This is a genomic window from Streptomyces sp. NPDC020917 (genome assembly GCF_044333795.1).
Classification (GTDB): domain Bacteria; phylum Actinomycetota; class Actinomycetes; order Streptomycetales; family Streptomycetaceae; genus Actinacidiphila.
The window spans coordinates 107,767-122,751 of record NZ_JBIRRR010000006.1; the positions used below are offsets into that span (position 1 = coordinate 107,767).

Annotated in this window: 14 protein-coding genes; 8 read left to right on the forward strand and 6 right to left on the reverse strand. The window is 71.1% G+C overall.

Annotated features, from left to right (window positions below; genetic code table 11):
• Window positions 1–37: 37 nt before the first annotated feature.
• From ACH4TG_RS15190 to ACH4TG_RS15200, 3 genes are read right to left on the reverse strand one after another with little or no spacing between them, the layout of a single operon-like run.
• The gene (locus ACH4TG_RS15190; protein WP_398242721.1) at window positions 38–1,807 is read right to left on the reverse strand and encodes an ABC transporter permease subunit; all 1,770 of its coding nucleotides are present in this window, start codon (window positions 1,805–1,807) and stop codon (window positions 38–40) included.
• A gap of 30 nt (window positions 1,808–1,837) precedes the next feature.
• A complete protein-coding gene (locus ACH4TG_RS15195; RefSeq protein ID WP_398242722.1) occupies window positions 1,838–2,998 on the reverse strand; it encodes a PotD/PotF family extracellular solute-binding protein in 1,161 nt (386 codons plus the stop codon).
• Window positions 2,999–3,007: 9 nt separating this feature from the next.
• Entirely contained in the window at window positions 3,008–4,180 is a 1,173-nt protein-coding gene (locus ACH4TG_RS15200; RefSeq protein WP_398242723.1) for an ABC transporter ATP-binding protein, read from the reverse strand.
• A gap of 473 nt (window positions 4,181–4,653) precedes the next feature.
• Here ACH4TG_RS15200 and ACH4TG_RS15205 point away from each other — a divergent pair, with 473 nt between their 5' ends.
• From ACH4TG_RS15205 to ACH4TG_RS15215, 3 genes are all read left to right on the forward strand, one after another.
• On the forward strand, window positions 4,654–5,058 hold the full coding sequence (locus ACH4TG_RS15205; RefSeq protein WP_398242724.1) for a nuclear transport factor 2 family protein: 405 nt from the start codon (window positions 4,654–4,656) through the stop codon (window positions 5,056–5,058).
• Window positions 5,059–5,212: 154 nt separating this feature from the next.
• Window positions 5,213–6,121: an aromatic prenyltransferase gene (locus ACH4TG_RS15210; protein ID WP_398242725.1), complete on the forward strand. Its 909-nt coding sequence runs from the start codon at window positions 5,213–5,215 to the stop codon at window positions 6,119–6,121.
• A 161-nt stretch (window positions 6,122–6,282) separates the two neighbouring features.
• Window positions 6,283–6,666: a nuclear transport factor 2 family protein gene (locus ACH4TG_RS15215; protein ID WP_398242726.1), complete on the forward strand. Its 384-nt coding sequence runs from the start codon at window positions 6,283–6,285 to the stop codon at window positions 6,664–6,666.
• Window positions 6,667–6,782: 116 nt separating this feature from the next.
• On the opposite strand, the gene ACH4TG_RS15220 is transcribed toward ACH4TG_RS15215, so the two are convergent.
• From ACH4TG_RS15220 to ACH4TG_RS15230, 3 genes are all read right to left on the reverse strand, one after another.
• Complete coding sequence (locus tag ACH4TG_RS15220; RefSeq protein WP_398242727.1) at window positions 6,783–7,334, reverse strand: hypothetical protein; 552 nt, start codon at window positions 7,332–7,334, stop codon at window positions 6,783–6,785.
• A gap of 108 nt (window positions 7,335–7,442) precedes the next feature.
• The gene (locus ACH4TG_RS15225) at window positions 7,443–9,572 is read right to left on the reverse strand and encodes a SpoIIE family protein phosphatase (protein ID WP_398242728.1); all 2,130 of its coding nucleotides are present in this window, start codon (window positions 9,570–9,572) and stop codon (window positions 7,443–7,445) included.
• 125 nt (window positions 9,573–9,697) lie between these two features.
• Window positions 9,698–10,291, reverse strand: a complete 594-nt coding sequence (locus ACH4TG_RS15230; RefSeq protein WP_398242729.1) for a histidine phosphatase family protein — start codon at window positions 10,289–10,291, stop codon at window positions 9,698–9,700.
• A 166-nt stretch (window positions 10,292–10,457) separates the two neighbouring features.
• Between ACH4TG_RS15230 and ACH4TG_RS15235 the strand changes: the two genes are divergently transcribed.
• From ACH4TG_RS15235 to ACH4TG_RS15255, 5 genes are all read left to right on the forward strand, one after another.
• Complete coding sequence (locus ACH4TG_RS15235) at window positions 10,458–10,670, forward strand: heavy-metal-associated domain-containing protein (RefSeq protein WP_398242730.1); 213 nt, start codon at window positions 10,458–10,460, stop codon at window positions 10,668–10,670.
• Window positions 10,667–11,602: a hypothetical protein gene (locus ACH4TG_RS15240; RefSeq protein ID WP_398242731.1), complete on the forward strand. Its 936-nt coding sequence runs from the start codon at window positions 10,667–10,669 to the stop codon at window positions 11,600–11,602. The genes ACH4TG_RS15235 and ACH4TG_RS15240 overlap by 4 nt, the downstream gene beginning before the upstream one ends.
• 42 nt (window positions 11,603–11,644) lie before the next feature.
• Window positions 11,645–13,921: a heavy metal translocating P-type ATPase gene (locus tag ACH4TG_RS15245; protein WP_398242732.1), complete on the forward strand. Its 2,277-nt coding sequence runs from the start codon at window positions 11,645–11,647 to the stop codon at window positions 13,919–13,921.
• A gap of 40 nt (window positions 13,922–13,961) precedes the next feature.
• A complete protein-coding gene (locus tag ACH4TG_RS15250) occupies window positions 13,962–14,222 on the forward strand; it encodes a YHS domain-containing protein (RefSeq protein ID WP_398242733.1) in 261 nt (86 codons plus the stop codon).
• Window positions 14,223–14,490: 268 nt separating this feature from the next.
• Window positions 14,491–14,796 carry a metal-sensitive transcriptional regulator gene (locus ACH4TG_RS15255; protein ID WP_398242734.1) on the forward strand — a complete coding sequence of 102 codons (306 nt, stop codon included), beginning with the start codon at window positions 14,491–14,493 and terminating at the stop codon, window positions 14,794–14,796.
• Window positions 14,797–14,985 lie beyond the last annotated feature (189 nt).

Sequence of the window (14,985 nt, forward strand, 5' to 3'; positions counted from 1 at the left end):
GCGGGTGCGGGTCGTGGGGGCTCGCGGTGCGCGGCGGTCACGGCAGGATCCGGCGGCCGCGCTGGACGAACCGCAGCAGGAGCGCGCCGAGGCCGACGACCACGACCGACAGGGCGGTCATCACGGTGGACAGGGCTGCCGGGGTGGGGTCCTGATAGTTGTTCAGGTAGCTGAACATCCACACCGGCAGGGTCTGCTGGTCGGAGTTGAGCAGGAAGATCGACAGGTCGATCTCGTTGAAGCTGACCAGGAAGGCGAACACCCCGCCGACCAGCATGGCCGGGGCGATCTGCGGCAGCGTGGAGCGCAGGAACGCGGTGAGCGGGCGGGCGCCGAGATCGACGGCGGCCTGGTCCAGGGTGCGGTCGGCCCTGGCCAGCGCCGCGGACAGCAGCACGATGACGAAGGGCACGGTGGCCACCGTGTGGGCGAGCACCACCGCCCCGCGCCCGGAGGCCATCCCGGTCCTGGCGAGCAGCATGAACACCGCGAAGCCGAAGGCGATCTTCGGTACGACGACGGGTGAGAACAGCGCGGACTGCACCGCGCCGCTGCCGCGGAAGCGGTGGCGGACGAGCGCGACGGCGGCGGCCGAGCCGAGCAGCACCGCGAGGACGGCCACCACCGCGCCGATCCACAGGCTGCCGAGGAAGGCGTGCATGACGCCGTCCTGGTGGAAGAGGTTGGTGTACCAGCGGGTGGACAGGCTCGGCGGGGGCCACACCCCGTAGGAGACCGAGGACATCGAGCTGATGACCACGATCACCGCCGGCAGCAACTGGAAGGCGTACAGCACGACCATCCACACGCCCATGCCGCGCAGGCCGCGGGGCGCGGACGGGGTGACGGTGACCCCGCCCTGGTCGGCTTCGGCGAACCGTCGCTGGATCAGGACGAACACCCCGGCGGACACCAGGGCCAGCACGAGCAGCACCAGGGCGCAGACGGAGGCGGCAGGGAAGTCGGTGGTCCCGACGAGCGAGTAGATGGTGGTGGACAGCATCGCCACCCGCCCTCCGCCGAGCAGGCTGGGGGCGGTGAAGCTGGAGATGGCCAGCGCGAAGGTGAGCTGGCAGCCGGCGATGAGACCGGGTGCGCTGAGCGGCAGGGTGATGGTGCGGAAGGTGCGCAGGCGCGAGGCGCCGAAGTCGTCGGCGGCCTCGACCAGGGTGCCGTCGATCTGCCGCAGGCTGCTGACGATCGGCAGCACCATCACCGGCAGCAGCGTGTGCACCAGGGCGACCACCACGGCGGTGCGCTCGTAGAGCAGGTGCACCGGGCCGATGCCGACCAGGCCGAGCGCCGAGTTGACGAACCCCTCCTGGCCCAGCAGGAGTTGCCAGGAGTAGACGGAGGCGATGCCGGAGAAGATGAGCGAGGAGAAGACCACCGCGTAGCCGGTGTTGCGCCATCCGGCACGCTTGGTGTGGTGCAGGGCGAGGGCGGTGAGGTAGCCGGCCACCGCGGTGATCGCGGTGACCAGCAGACCGATGAGCACGGTCTGCCAGATCACCGACCAGTAGTAGGAGTCACCCAGCACCTTCGTCCAGGAGGCCAGCGTGCCGGTGGTGTTGACGCCCCCGGGCTGGTACTTCTGCAGCGAGTACTCGACCAGCGACTCCATCGCGAACGCGAACACCGCGATGAGCAGCACCACGCTGGGCGCCAGCAGCAGCAGCGCGGTGCGCCGTTCCCGCAGGCGCCCGGCCGCGCGGGCGGGGCGCTTCGGACGGGGGGTGCGCGGCGCGGGTGCGGGGGGTTCCGCCGTGGCCGTGCCGCCGAGGCTGCCCGCAGAGGTGTCCACCATCGGGCGCTTCCTTCCTTTCGTGGTGGGACGTCAGATCTTGGAGACGACGTCCTTGTTCCAGCGCTCGGTCCAGGCGGTCATGCTCTTTCCGACGGTGGCCCAGTCGACGTCGACGAACTTCTGGTCGGCTCCTGCAGCGATGGCCGGGATGGCCTTGAGCTTGTCGGTGAGGCGGGAGGTGCTGACGGCGGGGATCTCCACGGAGGTGTCCACCCAGCGCTGGTTCCACTTGGGGGCCAGCATCTCGTTGATGATGTCGTAGCAGACCTCCAACTGGTCGTCGGAGGAACCGGAGTTGATGTTGATGCCGACCGGGTCGAAGAAGGCGCCCTCGTCCGGGCGGCTGTAGCCGATCGGCGCTCCCTGGGCGCGCCAGGCGGTGGACGTCCCCAGGTAGTGGGAGGTCAGCGGGGCCTCGCTGGTGGACAGCACGTTGAGGAACTGGGGGTTGGCCGTCACGATGGTGCGGATGTTCTTGGCGTGCTCGGCCCACAGGCTGAAGCCGGGGTCCATGGCGTCCCAGCCGCCGCCGTGGAGCTTGGCGGCCATGCCGATCGCCCACCAGGGGATGGAGAAGAAGCAGAGCTTGCCGTTCTGCGCGGGCGCCCACAGGTCGGCCCACGAGCTGAAGCCCTGGGGGTAGGTCTTGGAGTTGTAGACCAGGCCCATCTGGTCGGCCCCGAACACCACGCCGCAGTGGTCGGCCTCGACGAACTTCGGGTGCAGGTACTGGGTGTTGGGTATGCGGCTGTAGTCGAGCTTGAGGTACATCCCGGTGGACTTGCCGGTGGCGGTGTAACCGCCGTTGGAGAACGCCAGGTTGTTCAGCGGCTTGTGCGGGTCGGCCTGGTAGGCCGCGGTCTGCTTCGTCATGATCAACGTGTCGTCGATCTTGATCTGCACGTTGGGGTGCTTGTCCTGGTACTCCTTGGCGAACTCCCGCGGCATCAGCCCCAGATCGGCGCCGGCGAACGGCGTCATGGTGATGACCAGCTTCTTGCCGCCGCCCGAACTGCCCGTCGAACCGGGCTGCTTGTTGGAGGCGCAGGCGGCGAGGAACAGCCCTGCCGCGACGGCGCCGCCGCCGGCCAGCAGCGAACGCCGGGTGAGCGGGGTGCCGGTGCCTCTGCGGTCCGGGGAACCGCCGGCTGCCGCGTCAGCGGTGCCGGGGGTGGTGGTGCTGCCTTCCATGGTCACTCCCTAGTTCTTCGCGCTGTTGTGCGCCCGGCCGCTGTGCGCCGTGCCGTGCTGCTCCGCGTCCTCGCCGGCTCCTTCGCCGGCCCGGTCACCGGCGGTGCCGCCGGTGCCGCCGAGCATCACGGCCGCGTCGGCCGGCCAGCCGATCTCGACCTCGTCCCCCGTGGCGATCCCCGCCGCCTGCTTGGCGGAAAGTTGGACCACCAGCGCCGGGCCGTTGCCGGCCACCTCCACCTGGAAGCGGACCCCGGCCCCCTGGAAGGTCACGTCGGCCACCCTGGCGGTGAAGCGGTTGTCGAACGCGGTGGTCAGCCGGTGGCCCATGGCGATGGACTCCGGCCTGATGGACAGCGCCGTCCCGGGGCCCGGGATGCGGCAGGTGAACTCCCCCGCCCGCAGCACGCCGTCACCGGCGGTGCCGCGGATGATGTTCGTGTCGCCGAGGAACGTGGCGACGAACTCGGTCGCGGGGCGGTTGTAGAGCTCGTCGGGCCGGCCGACCTGCTCGACGCGGCCGCGGTTCATCACGGCGATCCGGTCCGAGACGGTGAACGCCTCGGTCTGGTCGTGCGTGACGAAGACGAAGGTCGTGCCGGACTCCTGCTGGATCCGCTTCAGCGCGCGCTGCATCTGCACGCGCAGCCGCAGGTCGAGAGCGCCGAGGGGCTCGTCGAGCAGGAGGACGGCGGGTTTGTTGGCCAGGGCGCGGGCGATGGCCACCCGCTGCTGCTGGCCGCCGGACAGCTGCGCCGGCTTGCGGCCGGCGTAGTCGCCGAGGTCGACCAGGGCGAGCATCTCCTCGACGACGGACCGGACCGCCGCCCGCGGCATGCGGCCGATCTTCGGGCCGAAGGCGATGTTCTCGGCCACCGTCAGATGCGGGAAGAGCGCCAGCTTCTGGAAGACCAGGTTGGTCGGGCGCCGGTTGGCCGGCACCCCGGTGACGTCCTGGCCGGCGATGGCCACCGTCCCGGTGGTGGGCTGCTCCAGGCCGGCCAGCATCCGCAGCGTGGTCGACTTGCCGCACCCCGACGGCCCGAGCAGCGAGAAGAACTCGCCACGCTCGACGCCGAGGTTCATGTCCACGACTGCGTTCTCGCCGTTGGGATAGGTCTTCCCGACGTCGGTCAGCCGCACGTCGAGGGCGGTCGGGGCTTCCAGATGCACAGCGCTCATGTCGGACTTCCACTCACTGGAACCTTGCTTCCACTGGAATGACCGGGAGGCTAGTGCGCGGAAACGGGCCGGTCAACGCTTCTGCAGACGGTCTTCTGACGGCGCGAGGCGCGAGGCGGCCGGCCGGCACTCGCGGCGACGCCGTCCGGACCGGCACCGCGGGGAGCGTGGCGGAAACCCGACCACCTGGCCTGAAGTGCACGTTTGCCGCTGCGCACCAGCGGTCCGCGGTACCGGTCATGACGGCCCGAAGGCGGCCGGAAACCGACAGCCGAGGCGTTGGGTAAAACCTGGATTGCCCACGAGCCCGAAACATCGCCGGAACCGAAACGAGACCCCGGAGGGGAGCCGCGGTGGACGTCACCGCCCTCCGATCAGGCCAAAGGGGGGACTTGGCGGCCGGCGTCCGCCAGGCTCCCGGCCTGCCGCGGCACCCGATGCCTAGGCTGTGCCCGCTACGGAAGGGCGATGCCATGGATGCCGACGCGTTGACCAGGGCCGCGATCGAGGAGCACTGGCGGGCCTCGGAACGCGGGGACACCGGGATCGAGCACGCGATCTACGCCACCGACGCGATCCTGGACTACCCGCAGTCGGGTGAGCGGTACCGCGGCCGCGCGGCGATCGCGGCGCAGCGCGGCGGGCACCCGGCCGACCGTCACTTCACCGTCCTGCGGATCACCGGCGGCGGGGACCTGTGGGTCAGCGAATGCCTCATCACCTACGACGGTGCGCCGTCGTACTCGGTGAGCGTCATGGAATTCACCGGCCGGCACGTGGTCCACGAGACGCAGTACTTCGCCGACCCCTTCGATGCGCCGTCCCGGCGGGCCGCACTGGCCGAGCCGATGCCCGGCCGGACCATCAGCGGAACCTGAGGAACAATTCAGCCGACTTCCCGGCCAACATTCCGGTCGCATACCCCCGGAAGCAGCACGTGAAGTGATGCGGCCGCGTGATCGGACTCGACCGGGTCTCGAGCCTCCTCGGCAAGACTCGCGGCAAATGCACGCTCCGACCCGTGGAGGAAACATGTCCTGGAGCCCCGAGTTATCCGATCTCTGCTCGGCAATCGAGGAATCGGCCCGAGTGCTCGACGTTCCGTTTTCGGAAGACAAGGTCCGGTCCATCCTGACCACGTACGCGGATGCGCTGCCGAATGCGGCGATCGCCTTCCGGATGGGGACCGGACAGCAGTATTCCCAGGATGTCGACTGGCGTTTCTCGGTTCCGGTTGGCGGCGCCGATCCCTACTCCGTCGCACTGGCGCAGGGATTGATCGAGAGTACCGACCATCCGGTTTCCGCGCTTCTCTCCGAGATCACGGAACGCTGCGATGTCCGTTCCTACGGCGTGGACTTCGGAGCCGCCGGCGGCCTCAAGAAGATGTACGTGGTGTTCCCCCCGGACGCCATGGAACGGCCTTCGTCGCTCGGCGGCCTCGCGTCCATGCCGCCCAGCGTGGCGCAGAACCAGGGCTTCTTCACCAGGCACGGCCTGGACGGCGACCAGATCCCCACGTTCGCGATCGACTACCGGCACCGCACGGTGAACCTGTACCTCAGCACGGTCCGCAACGATCCGGACAGCATCCGCGCGATCTTCCGCGACATGGAACTCCCGGAGCCCGGCGGCCATTTGCTCCGGCTGACCGAGCAGGCGTTCGCGGTCTACGCCACCCTCAGCTGGGACTCCCCGAGGATCGAGCGGATCGCGTTCACCATCGTGGCCAAGGATCCGTCGGATCTTCCCGTGCCGATGGAACCGGGGATCGAGAATTTTCTGGCCGGAATTCGGCACCAGGTGGCCGACGACAAGTTCCTCTACTACCTCGCCATGTCGTCGACCGGCGAGGAGATCTACAAGATCCAGTCGTACTACCAGTTCCGGCCATGGCTGAACCCGCTGCTGTCCGAATCCGACGAGAACCAGGACGGCTGAATCCGCCGCCGTGCGCGCGGATATGACCGCAAGCGCACTTCGGAGCCCGGGCGATTCTGAGTCCGGGTGAACACACCCTGGCCTCCGGGATCGTCTTCCGGAAAGCCCGTCTCCGCCGGGACTCCACTGCCGATCGAGCCTCGTCGGCCGATAATTTCGGCATGAGCGAACACAAGGACATCATCAAGAAGTATCTCGACGGCGTGCAGAATGTCGATCGCGACTTACTGCTGTCCCTGGTGACCGACGACTTCGAGTTCGAGAGGAAGGGCCAGCCCGTCCTCCGCGGCAAGGAAGTACTCCTCGCCATGATCGACAACGCGGACGGCGTGGTCCTCGAGGGCGCGGGATCGCAACGTCCGACCCACAAGATCGACCGCATGATCGAGGAGGGCGACACCCTCGCCGTCAACGGCACCGTCCTCGCCCCCCTCCCCGACGGCGGCCAGTTGGAGGTCCTCTTCTGCGACCTCGTCACCTTCCGCGGCGACCGGATCAGCAGGCTGGAGACCTACATGATCACCCCCGCCCCGCCCCAGGCCTGACCCCTTCCTCCCCCAAAAGCCGAAGCCGACCCCGAAGCCGACCCCCGTCCACCCCGCCCGCACCGGTCACCCGACCGGTGCGGCCGTTTCCGTGCCCGGGGCCCCGGAGTCCTGCCTCACCCTTTCAGCGCGCCGCGGGGAAAGCTGGTCCGTGCGTCGACGTCGTAGGCCGACCAGTCCCGCACGGTGCGCACCGCGAAGCGGGCCGGCTCAACGTTCACGGCCGCGATGAAGACCGAGCAGCCTCCGACTCGCTGGTGGCCGATGGCGAATCCGTCCGCTGCCGCGGTCTCCGCGGTGACCTCGTGATCCGGTACGTCTCCGGACCCGGTCCACAGTCCCGAGGTCGTCAACTCCTCCATGGCCTGGTTGGTGGCGAGGATCCCCTGCGGCCGGCCGGGTATCGGGAGCGCATCACCGCCGAGCGCCAGGTGGGCCGCCCGGAACCGCGCTCCGGCCCTGTCGTAGTCGCCTCCTGACGTGCACACCATCGCGACGGCATCGCCCGCCGACCATCCGAGAATGACCTCCTCGGCAGGCGCGCCGATCAGCCCGTCCCAATGGACGAACCACCGCTTCGGAGGCGTGCTCTGCCCTGTGGCGACACTGCCGTCGTCGAACTCGTACAGATCGAACGTCGCCGGCACGTAGAACGTCAACGCAACCACAGCTCCTCGGTGTCGGTCTCCCCCACCGTAGGCCGACGAGCCGGCCGCGCGGGCGACCTCTCGCGGATCGCCGCCCCGTTTGGTCAGGTCGCGGCCGCGCCGGGGCTCTCATCTGCCGTTGTCCTGGGGGCGGATGAGGAGGAGGGCGATGTCGTCGTGGCGGGTGGCGGGGGGTTCGAGGGTGGGGACGAGGGCGTCGGCGAGTTGTTCCAGGTCGCGCGCGGGGGCGTGGGCGAGGCGGCGGGCGAGGTCCTCGGTGGTCCGGTCGATGTCGATGCCGGGAACCTCGACGAGTCCGTCCGTGTAGAGGGCGAGGACGGCCCCGGGCGGCAGCGGGATCTCGGTGGTGGAGTACTCCGTGGCGGGCTCGATGCCGAGCAGGAGTCCCGGTGGCAGGCGCACGACTTCCGTGTGCCCGTCGGGAAACCGGAGCAGGGGCGGCGGGTGTCCCGCGGACGCGAGGCGGACCCGGTGGCGGGGCAGGTCGATGTGGGCGATCAGGCAGCTCGTGAACAGTCCGGGGTCGAGGTCGGCGATGAGGCGGTTGGTGCGGGCGAGCACCTCGCCGGGTGGGGCGCTCGTGGAGGCGTGGGCGTGGACGGCGGTGCGGACCTGGCCCATGAGCGCGGCGGCGGTGGTGTTGTGGCCCTGGACGTCGCCGATGACGGCGGCGGCCAGACCGTCGCCGCGGATGACGTCGTAGAAGTCGCCGCCGATGCCGGCCTGGCCGGCCGGGAGGTAGCGGGCCGCGGTCTCCAGGCCGGGGATACGGGGAAGGGCGCGGGGCAGCAGCCCGGTCTGCAGGGTGCGGGCGAGCTCGTGGTTGCTGTCGTAGAGGCGGGCACGGCCCAGAGCCTGGGCGACCAGACCGGCCAGCGAGGTCAGGACGGCCCGTTCCGGTACGGAGAAGGCGCGGGGTTCGTCGTAGGACAGGATGAGGGCGCCGATGGGACGCCCCGAAGTGATCAGCGGCAGGAAGGCCCATGCGTTCCTGTCGCCGTACCGCAGCACGCGGGGGAAGGCCCGCTGGTAGTCGGCGAAGCTGGGGAAGAAGAGGCACTCCGCGTTCCGTGCGGCGTGCGCGCCCGGGTAGCCCTCGGTCACCGGGGCCCCGTCGAAGCGGCTGAGGAACTCCGTGCTGTAGCCGCGGCTGCTGAGGATGCGCTCGCGGCCGCCCTCGATGGTCATCAGGGCCATGCCCTGGGGGCCGAAGGCGGGCACGATCTGATCGGCCGCCAGTTCGGCCACGTCACGGACGCCCGCCGCCTCGGCCAGGGCCACGGCCAGACGCGTCAGCAGGTACAGGGGCGTCCCGGCGGACTGCTCCACGGGCGCCGCGTCCTGCCGGTCCGCAGGAGCGGCCGCGTCATGGGCGGGGGCGTGGGAGATCACGACGCTGATGCCGCTGGGCCCGGGGTAGAGCCGGAACAGCAACGGCGTGTCCGGCGGGCGGACGGCGGTGAAGGACGTGGGCTGCCGGCTGAGCACGGCCGCCATGTACCGGTCCTCGAAGACCGGGCCGGACAGCCACAGCAGGACTTCCCAGGGGCGTCTGCCGATGAGCGTGGCGGCCCCCGCGTCCATCAGTGCGGTGGCGGCGGGATTGACGAGGGTGAGGCGGCCGTCCAGATCGAGGGCGCAGCATCCCAGGGGGAGGCGGTGCGTGAACTCGAGCGCCGCCGGGGCCTGCGTGGGGTCCGCCGGGGAGCGCTCGGCCGCCAGGACCCGGGGTTCCTCCGGAGCCCGCACCGGCCGGCCGTCGTCGGCAGCCTGGTCGAGGACGGCTGACGCCCGGCGGCAGAATCCGGTGATGGTGTCCCGTTCGTGCTCGCTGAGCTGCGGCGGGCGCCAGACCTGCCACAGCAGCACCAGCGTCCCCCACACCTGGCGGCGGCCGGTCAGAGGTGCGGCGGCGACCATGAACTCGTAGGGCATGACGACCCCGAGCCGGGGATACCGGCGGGCCATCTCCTCCCGGCCGGCCAGCCACACCAGTCGTTCCTGCCGAATCGCGTCCGCGACCGGTGTCGGGGCCTCCAGCGAGACGCGGGCCCACGGGGCGGCCAGTCCCTTGGGGACGCCCGAGACCAGGGACAGCCACAGCACCTGTTCGCCCGGCGGCAGCAGATACAGCAGGCCCGCGGACGCCCCGCTGTCGCGTACCGCGGCAGCCAGCACCGGCTCCAGGTGGTCCAGCCCGAAGCCGGCCTGCCTGCCGGTGTCAGTGGAATGCCGCACCGCGCTCACCTGGTCCGGGCGGCCGGTGACACCGCACGTCGCCCATATACGGAACGTACGCCAGCGCTGCGGCGGCTGCACGTCCAGCGACCGGCGCCCTCCCCCGCCCCGCAGCGCGGCCGGCGCTACGCGGTGGACGGCGGCAGTGACGTCAGATACGACACCGAGGCGATCTCCACCACGGACAGCTGATCCAGCGTGGTGATCGCGCAGGACGGAACGCCCTGGTCCATGAGTTCGGCCGGTACCGCCCGGTCGCCGATCAGGGTGCGCAGCAGGTCCACCGTGGCACCCCCGTGCGTCACGACGGCGACCGGGCCCGGTTGTCCGGCCGAGCCGGCCAGTCCGGCCAGTTCGGCCAGGCACGCGCGCATGCGCTCGCCGATGTCACGGGAGGACTCACCGGAAGAGGTGACGAAGTCCCGGTCCCGCACCGCGGTCGCCCACTGCGCCAGGAACTCCTCGATGCTCTGGTCTCCGTCCCAGTTCATCCGCTCGCGCAGCCGGACGTCCTCCCGTACCAGCAGTCCGGTCCGGAAGGCGATCGGCTGGGCGGTCTCCCGGGCGCGCCGCAACGGGCTGCTGAACAGCGCCCGCACACCGGCCTGCCGAGCCCACTCGGCCGTCGCGGCCGCCTGCCGCCGCCCCAGCTCCGTCAGGCCCGGGTCACCGGGCTCTCGCTTCTTCTCCGCGTGCTGCACCAGGTGGAGGACGGTCACGTCCCCAGAGTGGCGGATCCGCGGGGCGCGGGCGACCGGGATTCCGGCCGCCGAGGAGCGCCTCGCACCCGCCCGCAACCGCCGTTGCCATATACCCCTAGGGGGTATATGGTCGCCGACATGGGTACCCCCTGGGGGTATATGAGCCGAGAAGGGGAGCGGCGTGATGAGCAGCATCGAGTACAAGGTGACGGGCATGACCTGCGGCCACTGCGAGATGTCCGTCCGCGAGGAGGTCGGCCAGGTGCCGGGGGTCGAGGGCATCGAGGTCAGCGCCCTGAGCGGCCGGCTCGTCGTCACCGGCTCCGGAGCGGTCGACGACGCGCAGGTGCTCGCGGCCGTCGACGAGGCCGGCTACGCGGCGGTGCGGGTCCGATGAACGCGGCGGGACGGCTGACCGCCTACGCGGCGGGACTGGCGATCGCGTTCGCCGGGGCCTTCGGCATCGCCGCCGTCGCGGTCCCGCAGAGCGTGGTCACCGGCTGGGAGAGGAAGAGCGACATGAACGACCGGCACACCATGACCCACGAGGAGTCCTCGACGGCTCCCGCCGGGCTCTCGGCGTCCGCGGGCGGCTACCTGCTGACGGACGTGAGCGCGCCCGGGACGACCGGTCTGCCCGGAGAGCTGGACTTCCGGATCCACGACGGGGCGGGCAGGCCGCTGCTCGACTACGCGGCGTCGCACGACAAGGACCTGCACCTGATCGTGGTGCGCTCCGACGGGACGCACTTCCGCCATGTGCACCCGACGCTGGACCGGGCCACCGGCACGTGGTCGGTGCCGTGGCGGTGGGACGCGGCGGGCACGTACCGCGTGTACACGGACTTCACACCGGCCGCCGGCAAGGACGCCGCGAACCTGACGCTGACGAGCAGCGTCGACGTCGCGGGCGACCTCGCCCCGGCCGCCGCCCCGGCGGTACGCACGACCAGCGTGGTCGACGGCTTCTCGGTGTCGCTGTCCGGGCGCCTGACGGCGGGGTCGACGGGTGAACTGACCGCCACCGTCACCAGGGACGGCAAGCCCGTGACGGCCCTGGAGCCCTATCTGGGCGCCTACGGCCACCTGGTCGCCCTGCGCCAGGGGGACCTCGCCTATCTGCACGTGCACCCGCAGGGCGCCGAGCCCGAGCCGGGTGACAGGGGCGGCCCGGGGATCGCGTTCGGGGCCCAGGCGCCCACGGCCGGCCGCTACCTGCTGTACCTGGACTTCCAGGTCGGCGGTCGGGTGCACACCGCCACGTTCGTCCTCGACGCGGCCCTGGGCGGAGCGGGCGCCACCCACGACACGGACTCCCACGGCCACTGACCGCACGGACGGTGGACCTGACGAGTCGGAAGAAGGATCGGCATGAGTACCACAGCGCCCGCCGGGAGCGGGCAGAGCATCGAGTTGGACATCGGCGGGATGACCTGCGCCTCCTGCGCGATGCGGATCGAGAAGAAGCTGAACAGGCTCGACGGCGTCACCGCCACCGTCAACTACGCCACCGAGAAGGCCAAGGTGAGCGTGCCCGCGGACTACGACCCCGCGCTGCTGGTCGCCGAGGTCGAGAGGACCGGTTACACGGCCGAGCTCCCCCGGCCCGAGACGGCGGGGAAGGACGCCGGCCCGGGCGGATCCCCTGACGACGCCGACCCGGAACTGACGTCGCTGCGCGACCGCCTGGCGGTGTCGGTCGTGCTGACGCTGCCCGTGATCGCGATGGCCATGGTCCCGGCGCTGCAGTTCACCAACTGGCAGTGGGCGTCGCTGACCCTCGCGGCCCCGGTGATCGTGTGGGCGGCGCTGCCGTTCCACAAGGCGGCCTGGACGAACCTCAAGCACGGCACCGCCACGATGGACACGCTGATCTCCATGGGGACGGCCGCGGCGTTCCTGTGGTCGCTGTACGCGCTGTTCCTCGGCGACGCCGGCACCCCGGGCATGAAGCACCCCTTCGAGCTGACCCTCGCGCCGTCCGACGGGGCCTCCAACATCTACCTGGAGGTCGCCTCAGGGGTGACGATGTTCATCCTGGCCGGCCGGTACTTCGAGAAGCGCTCGAAGCGGCAGGCCGGCGCCGCCCTGCGGGCCCTGCTGGAGCTGGGCGCGAAGGACGTGTCGGTGCTGCGCGCCGGCGTCGAGACGAAGATCCCGATCGAGGACCTGACGGTCGGCGACGAGTTCGTCGTCCGCCCGGGCGAGAAGATCGCGACCGACGGCGTGGTCGTGTCGGGCACCTCTGCGGTGGACGCGTCGATGCTGACCGGCGAGTCCGTCCCGGTCGAGGTCGGCGAGGGCGACGCGGTCACCGGCGCCACGGTCAACGCCGGCGGACGTCTCGTGGTGCGCGCCGGCCGCGTCGGGTCGGACACCCGGCTCGCGCAGATGGCCCGGCTCGTCGAGGACGCGCAGACCGGCAAGGCTCAGGTGCAGCGCCTGGCCGACCGGATCTCCGGGGTGTTCGTGCCGGTGGTCATCGCCGTCGCCGTGGCCGCGCTGGGCGCGTGGCTGGGCGCCGGGTTCCCGGTGGCCGCGGCGTTCACCGCGGCGGTCGCGGTGCTCGTCGTCGCCTGCCCCTGCGCGCTGGGGCTCGCCACGCCGACGGCCCTGCTGGTCGGTACCGGCCGCGGCGCGCAGATGGGCGTGCTAATCAAGGGGCCGGAGGTGCTGGAGTCCACGCGCAGGGTCGACACGGTCGTGCTCGACAAGACCGGGACCGTCACCACCGGGAAGATGACGCTGGTCGAGGTGATCACCGAAGCGGGCACCGACCGGGCGCAGTTGCTCCGCCTGGCCGGCGCCCTGGAGGACTCCTCCGAGCACCCGATCGCCCAGGCCGTAGCGAAGGCCGCCGCCCAGGAGACCGGCACCCCGCCGGCCCCGGAGGACTTCACGAACATCGAGGGCAAGGGCGTCCAGGGCGTCGTCGAGGGGCACGCCGTGCTCGTCGGCCGCGAGTCCCTGCTCGCCGAGTGGTCCCTGCACCTGAGCCCCGAGGCCGCGGCCGCCAAGGCCCGGGCCGAGGCCGAGGGCCGGACCGCGGTCGCGGTCGCCTGGGACGGCGCCGCCCGGGGCGTGCTCGTGGTCGCCGACACCGTCAAGCCCACCAGCGCCGAGGCGATAGCCCGGTTGAAGAGGATCGGGCTGACGCCGGTCCTGCTCACCGGGGACAACGACGCGGTGGCCCGGCAGATCGCCGCCGAGGTGGGGATCGAGCAGGTCTTCGCCGAGGTGCTGCCCGAGGACAAGGTGGACGTCGTGGCCCGCCTGCAGAGCGAGGGCAGGACGGTCGCGATGGTCGGCGACGGCGTCAACGACGCGCCCGCACTGGCCAGGGCCGACCTGGGGCTGGCCATGGGCACGGGCACGGACGTCGCGATCGAGGCGTCCGACATCACCCTGGTCCGCGGCGACCTGCTGAGCGCGGTCGACGCGATCCGCCTGTCCCGCAGGACGCTCGCCACCATCAAGTCCAACCTGTTCTGGGCCTTCGCCTACAACGTCGCGGCCATCCCGATCGCGGCACTGGGCCTGCTCAACCCGATGCTCGCCGGTGCCGCCATGGCCTTCTCCAGCGTCTTCGTCGTCGGCAACAGCCTGCGCCTGCGCGGCTTCACCGGCACGGCCACCACGACCGCCTGACCCGATCACCCACCCCTTCACAGAAAGACAGGTATTCCTCGTGAACACCGAGAACACCGGCCACCAGGTCGCCTCCACCGGCAGCTGCTGCGGCGGCGGCCAGGCGGCGGCGCCTTCCCCGGCGGCCGCGGGCGACGACACCGCCGTCTGCCCGGTGATGACCGGCAGTACCGTCGTCAAGAGCGTCGCCGAGGCCCAGGGCCTGTTCCGCGACTACGACGGCAACCGCTACTGGTTCTGCTGCGCGGGCTGCGGCCCGGCCTTCGACGCCGACCCGGCCAGGTACGCGACCACCGCCTGACGCAGTACCGCACCGCCATCCCCTCGGGCGCCCCGCTCAACCGAGTGGGGCGCCCGTCCCAACGGGCCGGCGCCACCGACCGGTTCCCGCCCTCGGCGGGCGCCCGCGGACGGGACGCGCCTGCGTGCCGACCTTGCGATCGTCGCCCGGGCAGCTGTACCGGCGGGCCGCCGAGGGGGCGGCCCGCCCCGCGTGACGTGCGATCACAGCCTCCCGGTACATACCCAGGGGGGGTATCCTGGAGGGATCGGCGAGGAGAGAGGTTTTCATGGACTCGACAACAGCCGGCGCGGCGCACGGCTACACCCAGGACAAGGACGCGTACCTCAAGCGCCTGCGCCGCATCGAAGGACAGGTCCGCGGGCTGGCGCGGATGGTGGAGGGCGACGAGTACTGCATCGACATCCTCACCCAGGTATCGGCGGCCACCAAGGCACTGCAGTCGCTGTCCCTCGGCCTGCTGGAGCAGCACCTCCACCACTGCGTCGCGGACGCGATCTCCGCCGGCGGCTCCGAGGCGGACCTGAAGGTGAAGGAAGCCTCGGAGGCCATCGCGCGGCTGGTGCGCTCCTGAGCGACGCCCCGTCCAGGGGCGGTCCCGGAATCGCCCCTTCGGGTCCGCACGCTCCCTCATCACTTCAAGGTAAGAATGATCAACAGTTCGCGTCACTTCACGCTTGAAGTTGACGTGACGCGGCCGACCCGGACCGGCTCACCGCGGCGCTCACGGAGGCGGCCTCGCGCTTCGGGCGCATCGACGTCC

Excerpts from the sequence above, each read along its gene's own strand:
- ACH4TG_RS15190 (WP_398242721.1), bottom strand. The coding sequence starts at position 1,807 with ATGGTGGACACCTCTGCGGGCAGCCTCGGCGGCACGGCCACGGCGGAA.
- ACH4TG_RS15195 (WP_398242722.1), bottom strand. The coding sequence starts at position 2,998 with ATGGAAGGCAGCACCACCACCCCCGGCACCGCTGACGCGGCAGCCGGC.
- ACH4TG_RS15200 (WP_398242723.1), bottom strand. The coding sequence starts at position 4,180 with ATGAGCGCTGTGCATCTGGAAGCCCCGACCGCCCTCGACGTGCGGCTG.
- ACH4TG_RS15205 (WP_398242724.1), top strand. The coding sequence starts at position 4,654 with ATGGATGCCGACGCGTTGACCAGGGCCGCGATCGAGGAGCACTGGCGG.
- ACH4TG_RS15210 (WP_398242725.1), top strand. The coding sequence starts at position 5,213 with ATGTCCTGGAGCCCCGAGTTATCCGATCTCTGCTCGGCAATCGAGGAA.
- ACH4TG_RS15215 (WP_398242726.1), top strand. The coding sequence starts at position 6,283 with ATGAGCGAACACAAGGACATCATCAAGAAGTATCTCGACGGCGTGCAG.
- ACH4TG_RS15235 (WP_398242730.1), top strand. The coding sequence starts at position 10,458 with ATGAGCAGCATCGAGTACAAGGTGACGGGCATGACCTGCGGCCACTGC.
- ACH4TG_RS15240 (WP_398242731.1), top strand. The coding sequence starts at position 10,667 with ATGAACGCGGCGGGACGGCTGACCGCCTACGCGGCGGGACTGGCGATC.
- ACH4TG_RS15245 (WP_398242732.1), top strand. The coding sequence starts at position 11,645 with ATGAGTACCACAGCGCCCGCCGGGAGCGGGCAGAGCATCGAGTTGGAC.
- ACH4TG_RS15255 (WP_398242734.1), top strand. The coding sequence starts at position 14,491 with ATGGACTCGACAACAGCCGGCGCGGCGCACGGCTACACCCAGGACAAG.